This window comes from Stenotrophomonas aracearum (genome assembly GCF_031834615.1).
In the GTDB taxonomy this organism is placed as follows: Bacteria; Pseudomonadota; Gammaproteobacteria; order Xanthomonadales; family Xanthomonadaceae; genus Stenotrophomonas; species Stenotrophomonas aracearum.
Window position 1 is genome coordinate 2,913,184 of sequence record NZ_CP115543.1, and the last position, 12,641, is coordinate 2,925,824.

Below are 12,641 nucleotides of genomic sequence, written 5' to 3' on the forward strand. Positions count from 1 at the left end.
GGTTTCAGGCAAAACCAATAGAAGGTCCTTCATAAACAGGTAGTTGCATTGCAAATGAGAATGAAATCTTTCATTTGCCTATCCTGTCTTTATGACTTCCTGATGAATAGTTGACAGGCCGCGTTAAGGGTGTGTTAACTTCAAGTCATCAGCACGTGAAGCTGATATTCAGGGGCAAGACACCCATCGCAGATCGCCCGCCACCTCGGCGCCGCAGGTCGCAGTCACCGGGGTTTTGACGACACATCCGTTCCAAGGGGATCCACAGATGATGAATCGCAAGTCGCTCAGCCGTAACCCGCTGAGCTTCGCACTGGCCAGCGTGCTGGTGCTGGGAGCGTCCGCTTCCGCTTATGCGCAGGACAGCGCCAGCTCGACCCAGACCGCTGAAGAAGCGGCCAAGGCCAAGGCCACCAATCTGGAAGCCGTGACCGTTACCGGTTCGCGCATCAGCCGTGACGTGTTCAACTCGGTCTCGCCGGTCCAGGTCATCACCCGCGAAGAAACCACCCTGGCCGGCTTCCAGTCGACCGCCGGCGTGCTGCAGAGCACCGCCGTCACCGCCGGTGCCGCGCAGATCAACAACGCGTACGGCGGCTACGTCACCAACGGCGGCCCGGGCGCCAACACCGTGGGCCTGCGTGGCCTGGGTCCGACCCGCACCCTGATCCTGATGAACGGCCGCCGCATCGCACCGGCCGGCTCGCGCGGTTCGGTCGGCGCCACCGACCTGAACGTGCTGCCCGACGCCATCGTCGACCGCGTGGAAGTGCTGAAGGACGGCGCCTCGTCGATCTACGGCTCCGACGCGGTTGCCGGCGTCATCAACATCATCACCAAGAGCAAGATCGACGGCGTCACCTTCGAAGCGCGCCAGACCGCCACCGACGGTGGTGGCGGTGAAGAGCGCCGCTACGCGATCGTGGCCGGCAAGACCGGTTCCTCGGGCCACATCTCCGGCTCGTACGAGTACTACAACCGCGACGCGCTGACCCTCAACGACCGCGAATGGACCCGCTGCAACACGGACTACCGTCGCCTGCCCACCGGCGGCGGCTGGGGTGGTGCCGACACCATCGACCCGCTGACCGGCCAGCCGAAGTGCTACCCGATCACCGGCACCGGCTCCAACGGCGTCACCATCAACACCATCGGTACCCAGAACCTGACCGGCGTTGCCGCCGCAGGCGCGCGTGGCACCACCTTCAACCGCTGGCGCCCGAACTCGGCGGTCAGCACCGGCCTGGTCGGTTTTGAAGGCGTGGGCGGTGGCCAGACCACCAACAGCAACATCCGCGACACCTTCGACCCGCGCACCCTGAACCGTTCGCTGATCTCCGGTGCCGAAACCCACACCGCCTACCTGCAGGGCGGTTACGACCTGGGCTTCATGGGCGACGCCGAGTTCTACGGCGAACTGCTCGGCAGCCGCCGTGAGTCCGAACAGACCGGTTACCGCCAGCTGTCGCTGGACTACCTGCGCGGCAGCCCGCTGATCCCGGCCAACCTGGCTTCGTCGAACTTCGGCGGCGGCGTGGGCGTGCGCGCCTTCATCGGCTTCGGCAACGACAAGAGCTCGCAGAAGGTCGACTTCTTCAAGGGCACCGCGGGCGTGCGTGGCCACGTCAGCGACACCTGGGACTACGACTTCTACCTGAGCCATGCGCGCTCGGACGCCGACTACACCATGCAGTCGTTCCTGACCGACCGCCTGAACCAGAGCCTGCGCGTGGTCTCCAACGGCGCCGGTGGCTTCAGCTGCGTGGACCCGTCCAATGGCTGCGTTGCCGCACCGCGCCTGACCAGCGCCGTGATCGGCGGCGAGCTGCCGCGCGACTGGGTGAACTACGTGTTCCGCCCGGTCACCGGCAACACCCTGTACACCGAAACCACTGCCAACATCTCCTTCAGCGGCCCGCTGTTCTCGCTGCCGCACGGTGATGTCCAGGCCGCCATCGGTGCCGAGTACCGCCGCGCCAAGATCGACGACACCCCGTCGATCGATTCGATCAACAACAACCTGTACAACCTGACCTCGTCCACCCCGACCCGCGGCAAGGACGCGGTGAAGGAAGTGTTCGGCGAGTTGGAAGTGCCGGTGCTGTCGGGCGTGACCGGTGCCGAGGAGCTGACCTTCAACGCCTCCGCGCGTTGGACCGACTACGACTCCTACGGTTCGGACCAGACCTACAAGATCGGCGGCCTGTGGACCCCGGTCAGCTGGGTGTCGTTCCGTGCGTCCTACGGCACCTCGTACCGCGCTCCGGCGCTGTTCGAACAGTTCCTGGGCGCCACCAGCGGCTTCCTGAGCAACCAGGTCGACCCCTGCAACACCTGGGGCAACGACCCGGGCACCCCGCTGGCGCGCAACTGCGCCTCGGAAGGCCTGGCACCTGACTTCCAGGCCACCCAGTCGGTCGCGGTCATCCAGGCCGGCGGCGCCGAAAGCGGCCTGAAGGCGGAAACCTCGAAGAACTTCACCGGTGGCATCGTGCTGCAGCCGGAGACCCCGGCCTCGTGGGGCGACTTCTCGCTGGCCGTGGACTACTTCGACATCAAGGTCGAGAACGGCGTCTCGCGCGCCGGTGGCGCCAACATCCTGGACCTGTGCTACAACAGCCCGGACTTCCGCGATGGTGGTGGCTTCTGCCGCCTGGTGGACGCGCGCAACCCGGTCAACAACGCGCTGACCGTGCATGACAGCTACGTCAACCTGGCCAACGACAACGTGCGCGGCCTGGACTACACCCTGCGCTACACCCGCGACATCGGTCCGGGCGCCCTGCGTGCCACCGCACAGCTCACCCGCTTCCTCGAACAGTCCAACAAGCTGTTCCAGGACGATCCGCTGATCGACTACAACGGCATGCTCAACACCCCGGACATGACCGGCACGCTGGACGTGGTCTACAGCTGGGACAAGTGGCGCGTCCGCTACGGCCTGGAGTGGATCAACGCGATGCAGAGCTACGACTACTACGAACTGGACCCGGCAACCTCGGTCTACAAGTTCGACGTGGCCAGCTACTTCCTGCACTCGCTGTCGGCCGAGTACAAGGCCGACACCTGGTCGGTGATCGCTGGCGTGCGCAACCTGCGTAACGAAGAGCCGCCGGTGATCTCGTCGGGTGCGTACAACCGGGTCGGCAACGCCCCGCTGTACAGCGGCTATGACTACGTCGGCCGTACCTACTTCGTGAACATCAGCAAGAGCTTCTGATAGCAGTACAGGACCGCCGCCCGGCTTCGGGCGGCGGTTTTTTTTTGCCTACCGAATGTTCCAGGAAGGAGTAGTTGATGCGTTTGAAATCCTTGGGCCTCGCCGCACTGGCGATCGCACTGGCGTCCCCGCTGCCCGCGCTGGCCAGGCCGACCGTGCCGACCATCGAACAGATGGCCGCATTCCCCGACGTCTCCAGCCTGTCCCTGTCGCCCGACGGCAAGCAGATCGCCGGCCTGCAGGCACGTGGCGAAGACCGCGTGATCCTGGTCTGGAAGACCGATGCGCTGGACGCGGCGCCGACCGTGATCGGGGCCGGCCGCATGAAATTCCAGGGCGTCAGCTTCATCAAGAACGGCCTGCTCGCGGTGACCCTGTGGCAGCCGTTCGACCTGCGCACCGACCGCCTCAACAAGACCTTCATCAGCAAGTTCTTCATCACCGACACCGAAGGCAAGCAGTGGAAGGAGCCGATCAGCCCGCCGCGCGCCACCAGCCGCAATGAAGAGCTCGAGCAGGCGCTGTCCAATTCCAGCGTGCTCGACACTCTGCCCAACGACCCGGACAACATCCTGGTGATCAACGGCTCGGGCAGCAACTCCGGCGACGTGTACAAGGTCAACCTGCGCACCTTCAGCGCGCAGCGCATCCAGAAGACCGAAGAGCGCGTGGCCGGCTACGTCACCGACCTCAACAGCGAACTGCGCGCGCGCCTGCGCCAGGACCTGGACGGCACTGGCGCCTACATCGCCACCGAGTTCCGCAACCCGGCGACCAATGCCTGGGAAGAGCACTTCCGCTCGTACGTGAAGGACCGCGACATCACCCAGGTGGTCGGCTTCGCCGAAGACCCGAACATTGCCTTCATCCAGAGCAACGTCGGTCGCGACAAGACCGTCATCTACGAATACGACATCAGCGCGCGCAGGCAGAAGGAAGTGCTGTTCGAGCACAAGTTCTTCAACGCCGGCAGCGTGGTACTGAACCGCTACAAGGGCGTGGACGGGGTCCCGTTTGGCGCGCTGCTCGGCGTCGGCTACAGCGGCCCGCGCCAGAATGAGATCCAGTGGACCGACCCGACCTTCAAGGCGCTTGAACAGGGCCTGCGCCAGGCCCTGCAGATCACCTCCAGCGAGGTGACGTTGATCGACCCGGCCACGGGTCAACAGGCCACCACCGCGCTGGACACCGGCAAGGCGATCCGCCTGCTGGATTACAGTGCCAACCTGAAGACCTTCCTGGTGTCGGTGTCCGGCCCGGCCGATCCGCCGGCCTATTACCTGTTCAACAACGGCCAGCTCACCCTGTTGGCCCGCACCTACCCGAAGCTCGATCCCGCCGCACTGGGCAGCACCCGCCTGGTCTATTACAAGGCGCGCGACGGGCTGGACATCCCTGCGTTCCTGACCACCCCGAACACCGAGCTGTGCGGTGCCGGCCCGTGGAAGGCGGTGGTGCATCCACATGGCGGCCCGTGGGCCCGCGACGGCATGGACTTCGACGGTTCGATGTGGGTGCCCCTGATGGCCTCGCGCTGCATGGCGGTACTGCGCCCGCAGTTCCGTGGCTCGGCCGACTGGAGCCGCAAGCTGTGGATGGCCGGCGACGCCGAGTGGGGCCAGAAGATGCAGGACGACAAGGACGATGGTGCCCAGTGGATGATCGACCAGAAGATCGCCCAGCCCGGCCACATCGCCATGTTCGGCTTCTCCTACGGCGGCTACTCGGCGTTCGCTGCGTCGGTGCGTCCCAATGGCCTGTACAAGTGCGCCATTGCCGGCGCCGGCGTGTCGGACATCAAGAAGATCTGGTCGCGGTTCTACACCAACCCGTTCTTCCGCCAGGCCCAGGCCAAGACCGTGGCCGGCCTGAACCCGCTGGACAAGGCCGGCGAGATCAAGATCCCGCTGATGGTTTACCACGGCGACCGCGACCGCACCGTGCCGATTGAACAGTCCGAATGGTTCGTGGCCAAGGCAAAAAACTCCGGCCAGCCGGTGGAGTACCACGCCATCGAGGACTACGCGCACGGCCCGGCCTGGACCCGCGCGATCATGGGCGACCAGCTCAAGCTGATCGACGACTACCTCGGCAAGGGCTGCGGCGGCGGCGGTCTGTAAACCTTGGCGCGGGGACGCGCCATGCGTGTCCTCGCAGACCCAACATCGGCCACCTTCGGGTGGCCGATGTCATTTCAGCCCGAGAGAATCACCTTCGCCGCATTGTGCCCGGGCGCCCCTGTCACCCCACCACCGGGATGCGTGCCTGCCCCGCACAGATACAACCCCGGCAGCGCCCCGCGATAATCCGCCTGCCCCAGCATCGGCCGCGCACTGAACAGCTGGTTGAGGCTCAGCGCACCGTGGAAGATATCGCCGCCGATCAGCCCGAACGTGCGCTCCAGATCCAGCGGGCTCAACACCTGCCGCCCGAGCACCAGATCCGCAAACCCCGGCGCGTGCCGGTCCACGGTGGCGATCATCAGATCCGCCACCTCATGGCGATGGTCATCCCAGCTGCGCCCACCCGGCAGCACCGGTGCCACGTGCTGGCAGAACAGACTGGCCACATGCTGTCCGGGGGGCGCCAGCGAGTCGTCCAGGGTGCTGGGAATCAGCAGCTCCACGATCGGTTCGCGCGACCAGCCGAACTGTCTGGCATCGGTGTAGGCGCGCTCCATGTACGCCAGGTTCGGCGCAATGATGATGCCGGCGGTGAGGTGGTCCCCTGCCCCCGGCAATACGCTGAATGACGGCAGCGCGGACAGCGCCACGTTCATGCGGAAGGTGCCCGATGCGCACCGCCAGTTGGCCATGCGTTCGCGCGTGGCGATCGGCACCTGCTCCGGCGCAAGCAGCTGCTCGTACAGCAGCTTGGGATTGACGTTGGCCACCACGGCACGCGCGTGGATGCGTTCGCCGTGCAGCGTTTCCACCCCGACCGCGCGGCCGTGTTCGACCAGCACCCGCGCCACCCCGCAGTCGGTACGAATCTCCGCACCGGCGGCGATGGCAGCGCGCGCCATCGCCTGCGTGATCGCGCCCATGCCACCCATCGCGTGGCCCCAGGCCCCCTTGACGCCGTTGCTCTCGCCAAACGCGTGGTGCAGTACTACATAAGCGGTACCCGGCGCCTCCGGGCTGGCGTAGTTGCCGACGATTCCGTCGAACCCAAACAGCGCCTTGACCGGCTCGCTGTCGAACCAGCGGTCAAGGTACTCGGCAGCGGAAATGGTGAACAGGTCCAGCAACTCCTGACGCAGTGCCGGCGGCAACCCGTGCAGTCGCCGTCCGAGCTGACCGGCCTGCCACAGTGCTGGCAGCTGGGTCAGCCAATGGCCGTCACCCACGTTCGGCGGCGCCTGCAGGGCCAGGTCGCGCAGCACGTCGGCAAAAGCTTCCAGGCGACGCTCGAACGCGGGCAGGCGCTCGGCGTCGCGCGCGGAGAAACGCGCGACCTCGGACTGGGTCAGCCCGGCACCGGCCAGCAGGTAGTCGCCCTGCAGCGGCAGGAAGTTGTTGATCCGGCGGGGAACCACGCGCAGGCCATGCTCGGCCAGCGCCAGCTCCTGGATGATGCGCGGCTGCAGCAGCGACACCGTATAGGACGCGACCGAATTGCGGAAACCGGGATGGAACTCCTCGGTGACCGCCGCGCCCCCGACCACCCCGCGCCGCTCCAGCACCAGCACGCGGCGCCCGGCCCGGGCCAGGTAGGCCGCGCAGACCAGGCCGTTGTGCCCGCCGCCAATGATGACCGCATCCCACCCACGCGCGTTGGAAGTGCCCATGGACGGTTGTATACACCGGCGCGCGGCCGCTTGTCCTGCGGTGGCAGTCGTGTGAAGACCTGTCACGGGGTGGCGGCTTGTGTTCGGCCATGACCTTCGACACCCTTGCAGGCCGGTCCAGCGGCGTATCGTCTGGCCCACGGCCCCGGGTGGGGCCACCCTGAAAGATTCTTCGGCCCGGAGGCCAACACGTGATCTCTCGCACTCCCAAAATGATTCTGCTGACCCTGGCCGTTTCGGCCGCGCTGGTCGGCTGCGGCAAGAACGAAGCACCGGCTACGGACAGCGCGGCCTCCACCGCCACCCCGACCGCCGCTGCCCCGGCCGCCACCGAGTTCAAGCTCGACGAAAGCAAGCTGCCGGCCTACAACGCCTTCCACCCGTCCGACCTGGACAAGAGCCTGGACGCCTGCACCGCGTTCGGCGACTACGTGAACAGCAAGTGGCTGGCCGCCAATGAAATCCCGGGCGACCGCACCAGCTGGGGCGCCTTCACCATCCTGGACGAGCGCTCGGTCGCCGTGCAGCACCAGCTGGCCGAACAGGTCGCGGCGGTGAAGAACCCGACCGGCATCGAAAAGATCGTCGGCGACTTCTGGGCCACCGGCATGGACGAAGCCAAGATCAACGCGCAGGGCATCGAGCCGATCAAGGCCGACCTGGCCGCCATCGACGCGCTGCAGGACAAGGACGCCATCGCCAACTACCTGCGCACCAGCGCGGCCAAGGGCGAGAACGTGCTGTTCGGCTTCGGACCGGAAGCGGACTTCAAGAACTCCTCGCAGAACATCGCCTATGCCAGCCAGGGCGGCCTGGGCCTGCCGGACACCACCTACTACACCGACGCCAAGAACGCCGACAAGCTGAAGGCTTACCAGGCGCACGTGGCCAAGGTGCTGGAACTTTCCGGCGCGACCGCTGAAGATGCCGCCAAGCAGGCTGCGGACGTGGTGAAGTTCGAAACCCGCCTGGCCAAGGCGTCCAAGTCCAGCGAGCAGCTCTCGCGCGACGTGTCGCTGTACTACAACCCGGTCAGCGTTGCCGACGCGGACAAGCTCACCCCGAACTTCAGCTGGACCGAGTTCTTCAAGGCACAGGGCATTGCCGCGCCGGAGAAGTTCTCGCTGGCCATTCCAAGCTTCCACCAGGAAGTGAGCAAGGCGCTGGGCGACACCGACCCGTCGGTGTGGCGTTCCTACCTGCGCTTCCGCACCATCGACGGCGCCTCGCCGTACCTGTCCGACGCCTTCGCCGACCAGAACTTCCAGTTCTACGGCAAGACCCTCAACGGCCAGAAGGAAATGAAGCCGCGTTGGAAGCGCGTGCTGGGCACCATCGAAAACGATGCCGGCGAAGCGTTCGGCCAGCTGTACGTCAAGGTCGCCTTCTCGCCCGAATCCAAGGCCAAGATGGAAGAGCTGGTCAAGAACCTGGCCGCCTCCCTCAAGGAGCGCATCCAGGGGCTGACCTGGATGAGCGACGAAACCAAGGCCAAGGCCATCGCCAAGTGGGAAACCTTCACCCCGAAGATCGGCTACCCGGACAAGTGGCGCGACTGGAGCGGGCTGACCACCGGCCGTGACAGCTACTTCGGCAACGTGCGCGCGGCCAACGAGTTCAACTACAAGTTCGCCCTGTCCAAGATCGGCAAGCCGGTCGACAAGACCGAGTGGGGCATGACCCCGCAGACGGTCAACGCGTACTACAACCCGCTGCAGAACGAGATCGTGTTCCCGGCCGCCATCCTGCAGCCGCCGTTCTTCGACCCGAAGGCCGACGACGCGCTGAACTACGGCGGCATCGGTGCGGTGATCGGCCACGAAATGACCCACGGTTACGACGACCAGGGCAGCCGCTTCGGGCCGACCGGCAACTTCGAGAACTGGTGGAGCGAGGCTGACACCAAGAACTTCAGCGGCCTGACCGGCAAGCTGGTCAACCAGTTCGACGGGTACAAGGTGGGCGACACGGCGGTGAACGGCAAGCTGACCCTGGGCGAGAACATCGCCGACCTGGGTGGCCTGGCGACCGCGTACGACGCCCTGCAGAAGGCCAGTGCCGGCAAGGATGACCCGATGGTGGACGGCCTCAGCCGCGACCAGCGCTTCTTCTTCAACTGGGCCACCGTGTGGCGCACCAAGTACACCCCGGAAAACGCAGCGGTCCGCCTGAAGACCGATCCGCACGCCCCGGCCGCGTTCCGTGCCATGGGCGCGCCGTCGAACCTGCCGACCTTCGCGAAGGCGTTCGAGTGCAAGCCGGGTTCGCCGATGGTCCGCGCCGGCGACAAGCAGGTCGTGATCTGGTAATCCATCACGTCCCTGCGTGATGCGTGAATGCGCACGAAGGCCCGGGCACTGCCCGGGCCTTTGTGTTTGCATGCGGCGTTTTCATTGGGTCTTGCTATAGTGCGCCGGTCTTCAATCCTTCCGGATTTGCTTCGCATGCCCAACCTTCGTCCGCTTGCCATCGCCCTGGGTCTGGGCCTGGCCACCCTGGTCGTCACCGACGCCTCCGCCGCCCCGAAAAAGAAGGCTGCCAGCCGCGCACCTGCCGTTGCCGCGCAGTGCAGCGACTTTCATGACGTCACCAATGCCGGGTGGTTGAAGGCCAACCCGGTGCCGCAGACCGGCGCCACCACCGCGCTGGGCCAACTGGCCGAACGTACCCGCGTGCAGCAGCGCGAACTGCTGGATGGCGCGATGAAGGCGCCGCAGGGCAACGTGCAGAAACTGCTGGGCGACTTCTGGGCCAGTGGCCTGGACGAAGCCGCGGTGGAGGCCGATGGCTCGCAGCCGATCGCCCCGCTGCTGACCCGCATCAACGCGATCAAGAAAGCCAAGGACGTACCGGCCTCGATCGCCGCGCTGCACCAGGTCGGCATCCCGGTGGCGTTCAACTTCGCCCCGGACATCGACCTGAAGGCGCTGGACCGCCACATCGGCTACTTCATGCAGGGCGGCATGGGCCTGCCCGACCCGGCCTTCTACACGCGTACCGACGCCGACACCGTGGCCCTGATGGCCCGTTACCGCGCCTACGTCAAGCAGATCCTGGCGCTGACCGGCACCAAGGCCGCCGACCTCGACGCCGAGTCGCAGGCGGTGATCGCGCTGGAAACCGAGCTTGCGCGCAACGCGCAGTCTCTGGCCGGCATCAACAACCCGTTCAACAACTACGCGCCGATCTCCACCAAGGAGCTCAACAGCCGCTACCGCAACCTGCAGCTGGACGCCTTCCTGAAGGCGCAGGGCGTCAACGACGACCTGGTCTCGCTGTCCGACCCGGCGCTGTTCAAGGCGCTCGACGGCATGGTCACCCGGATCAAGCCCGAGCAGTGGAAGGCCTACCTGCGCTGGCGCGTGGGCGACGCGATGGCGCCGTACCTGTCCAAGGCCTACCGCGATGCCGAATTCGAATTCCGCGGCCGCGTGATCCGTGGCGAGACCATCGCCCCGGCACGCTGGGAGCAGGTGCTCGACGCCATCAACGTGGCCGCCGGCCCGATGGTCGGCCGCGAATACGCCGCGCGCCATCTGTCGGCTGAAGATCGCCGCCAGGCGGCAGTGATCGCCGACAAGATCCGCGAGACCCAGATCGAAGCGGTCAAGGCCAACAGCTGGCTGAGCGCGGAAGCCAAGACCGAAGCGCAGGCCAAGCTGGCCGCGATGAAGATCGAGATCGGTACCCCGCTGCGCGACCTGGACTACAGCGTGCAGCCGATGGGCCGTGGCAGCTTCGGCAGCAACATGCTGATCGCCTCGACCTGGCGCCACCGCGAAGAAATGAAGCGGATCGGCAAGGGCAACGCCGACCGTCGCTGGGACGTGCTGCCGCAGCAGCCGGCACTGGCCTATGACATCGCGCAGAACCGCCTGATCGTCACCGCCGCCGCACTGCAGGGTCCGATCTTCAACGCCCGGTCCGACACCGCCGACAAGTACGGCAGCTACGGCGCGCTGGTCGCGCATGAGCTGACCCGTGCGATCGACGCCAAGGGCTCGCTGGTGGATGCCAAGGGCGAGCTGCGCAGCTGGTGGACCCCGGCCGACAAGACCGCCTGGAACCTGCTGGGCAACCGCGTGGCTGCGCAGTTCAGCGGCTACGAGTTCCCCGGCGTGAAGGGCGCCAAGGTCAACGGCGAACTGACCCGCGAAGAAAACCTGGCCGACCTGGCCGGGCTGGAGTTGGCATGGGCGGCGTACAACGCCGTGGAGCCGGGCGCCAAGCCGGCCACCCAGCAGGGCTTCTTCCGCGCCTGGGCCAGCCTGTGGCCGCAGCAGCTGTCGCCGAACGAAGCCGCGCAGCGGCTGACCTCGGACACCATGGCGCCGGGCAAGTGGCGCACCAACGGTCCGCTGTCGAACCTGCCGTCGTTCGGTGCCACCTACAGCTGCAAGCCGGGCCAGCCGATGCAGCGCGTGGAAGGCGACCAGATCAAGGTCTGGCGCTGAGGAAACCGCGGGATACGCGGAGCCGGGCAGAGCCCGGCTCTACGCTCGGAAATGCCGCGATCCTGGTCGCGGCATTTTTCGTTGTGCGTTCAACGTCGATTACACGCTGCGCAGATGGTTGGGCCGCTTCGGTCCACCCGGCGGGCGCCGCTTGAACGGCGGTTGGCCGCGCCAGTAGCGGATCAACAGCCAGCCGAACAGCATGCCGCCCAGGTGCGCGAAGTGGGCCACGCCCGGCTGCCAGCCGGTCGCGCCCAACACCAGTTCCATGACGCCGAATACGATCACGAAGGTGCGTGCCTTCATCGGAATGGGCGGGAACAGCAGCATCACGCGCTGGTTCGGGAACAGCATGCCGTAGGCCAGCAACAGGCCGAACACGCCACCGGAGGCACCGAGCACGGTCGCCGGGTCGGTCAGCATCGCGCCGACCAGCAGCTGGCACAGGCCGGCGCCGGCCACGCAGACCAGGTAATAGATGAGGAAGCGCTTCTCGCCCCAGGTCTGCTCCAGCGGCGCGCCGAACATGAAGAGCGCCAGCATGTTGAAGAACAGGTGGCCGAAGCTGCCATGCAGGAAGCCATAGGTGAGCAGCTGCCACGGCTGGAAGTTGCCGCCCGGCGAGAACGGGTCGAAGCCACCGCGCAGCGGTTGCAGCATGAACGGCTCGAAGGTGCCGTTGCCGAGCAGGAACGGCTGCTGCAGCAGGAACAGCACGATGTTGGCGATCAACAGTGCCTTGGTAACGGTGGGCAGTCGCGGAAACATGGGGGCATCCTTTGGAACCGGGCCCATCATAACGTCAGCCCGGGCCCCACACCGCAGCATCCAGGTCGTCTTCGGCCCGGGGCATGTGCTTGACCCGGCCGCGCTCCATCACCACGCCTTCGGCGCGCAGCCGCTGGTTCTGCTCGCGCCAGCCGCGCGAGCCTTCCGGCATGGCGATCCGACCGTCCGAGCGCAGCACCCGGTGCCAGGGCAGGTCCGGGTCGTCGTTCATGCCCAGCACCCGCGCGGTCAGCCGGGCCCGGCCCGGCAACCCGGCCTTGGCCGCGACCTGGCCGTAGCCCATCACCTGCCCGCGGGGGATCGCGCGGATCACCGCCACGATCCGCGCACGTGCCTGCGCGGCGGCATCGGCCGCGTCGTCGGCGCTGGGCGAGGACTTTTTCATGCG

Annotated in this window: 7 protein-coding genes; 4 read left to right on the forward strand and 3 right to left on the reverse strand. The window is 66.4% G+C overall.

Annotation, left to right across the window (positions count from 1 at the left end):
* Positions 1-268: 268 nt before the first annotated feature.
* Positions 269-3,220 carry a TonB-dependent receptor plug domain-containing protein gene (locus PDM28_RS13325; protein ID WP_311182388.1) on the forward strand — a complete coding sequence of 984 codons (2,952 nt, stop codon included), beginning with the start codon at positions 269-271 and terminating at the stop codon, positions 3,218-3,220.
* A gap of 77 nt (positions 3,221-3,297) precedes the next feature.
* Positions 3,298-5,340, forward strand: a complete 2,043-nt coding sequence (locus tag PDM28_RS13330; RefSeq protein ID WP_311182389.1) for an alpha/beta hydrolase family protein — start codon at positions 3,298-3,300, stop codon at positions 5,338-5,340.
* Positions 5,341-5,414: 74 nt separating this feature from the next.
* Here PDM28_RS13330 and PDM28_RS13335 read toward each other — a convergent pair whose 3' ends face one another.
* Positions 5,415-7,010 (reverse strand): phytoene desaturase family protein, encoded by a 1,596-nt coding sequence (locus tag PDM28_RS13335; RefSeq protein ID WP_311182390.1) that lies wholly within the window; start codon positions 7,008-7,010, stop codon positions 5,415-5,417.
* Between the two features lie 194 nt (positions 7,011-7,204).
* On the opposite strand from PDM28_RS13335, the gene PDM28_RS13340 reads away from it, so the two are divergent.
* Both PDM28_RS13340 and PDM28_RS13345 read left to right on the forward strand, forming a co-directional pair.
* Positions 7,205-9,319 carry a M13-type metalloendopeptidase gene (locus PDM28_RS13340; protein WP_172448082.1) on the forward strand — a complete coding sequence of 705 codons (2,115 nt, stop codon included), beginning with the start codon at positions 7,205-7,207 and terminating at the stop codon, positions 9,317-9,319.
* A 135-nt stretch (positions 9,320-9,454) separates the two neighbouring features.
* Positions 9,455-11,464: a M13 family metallopeptidase gene (locus PDM28_RS13345; RefSeq protein WP_311182391.1), complete on the forward strand. Its 2,010-nt coding sequence runs from the start codon at positions 9,455-9,457 to the stop codon at positions 11,462-11,464.
* Between the two features lie 99 nt (positions 11,465-11,563).
* Here the strand turns inward: PDM28_RS13345 and PDM28_RS13350 are convergent, their stop codons facing one another.
* Together PDM28_RS13350 and PDM28_RS13355 are read right to left on the reverse strand one after the other, a co-directional pair.
* Entirely contained in the window at positions 11,564-12,232 is a 669-nt protein-coding gene (locus PDM28_RS13350; protein ID WP_311182392.1) for a rhomboid family intramembrane serine protease, read from the reverse strand.
* 34 nt (positions 12,233-12,266) lie between these two features.
* Positions 12,267-12,638, reverse strand: a complete 372-nt coding sequence (locus tag PDM28_RS13355) for an MGMT family protein (RefSeq protein WP_311182393.1) — start codon at positions 12,636-12,638, stop codon at positions 12,267-12,269.
* Between the last annotated feature and the right edge of the window lie 3 nt (positions 12,639-12,641).

What these genes read in the sequence shown, in the direction of transcription:
- PDM28_RS13325 (WP_311182388.1), top strand. Translation starts at nt 269, where the DNA reads ATGATGAATCGCAAGTCGCTCAGCCGTAACCCGCTGAGCTTCGCACTG.
- PDM28_RS13355 (WP_311182393.1), bottom strand. Translation starts at nt 12,638, where the DNA reads ATGAAAAAGTCCTCGCCCAGCGCCGACGACGCGGCCGATGCCGCCGCG.
- PDM28_RS13345 (WP_311182391.1), top strand. Translation starts at nt 9,455, where the DNA reads ATGCCCAACCTTCGTCCGCTTGCCATCGCCCTGGGTCTGGGCCTGGCC.
- PDM28_RS13350 (WP_311182392.1), bottom strand. Translation starts at nt 12,232, where the DNA reads ATGTTTCCGCGACTGCCCACCGTTACCAAGGCACTGTTGATCGCCAAC.
- PDM28_RS13330 (WP_311182389.1), top strand. Translation starts at nt 3,298, where the DNA reads ATGCGTTTGAAATCCTTGGGCCTCGCCGCACTGGCGATCGCACTGGCG.
- PDM28_RS13335 (WP_311182390.1), bottom strand. Translation starts at nt 7,010, where the DNA reads ATGGGCACTTCCAACGCGCGTGGGTGGGATGCGGTCATCATTGGCGGC.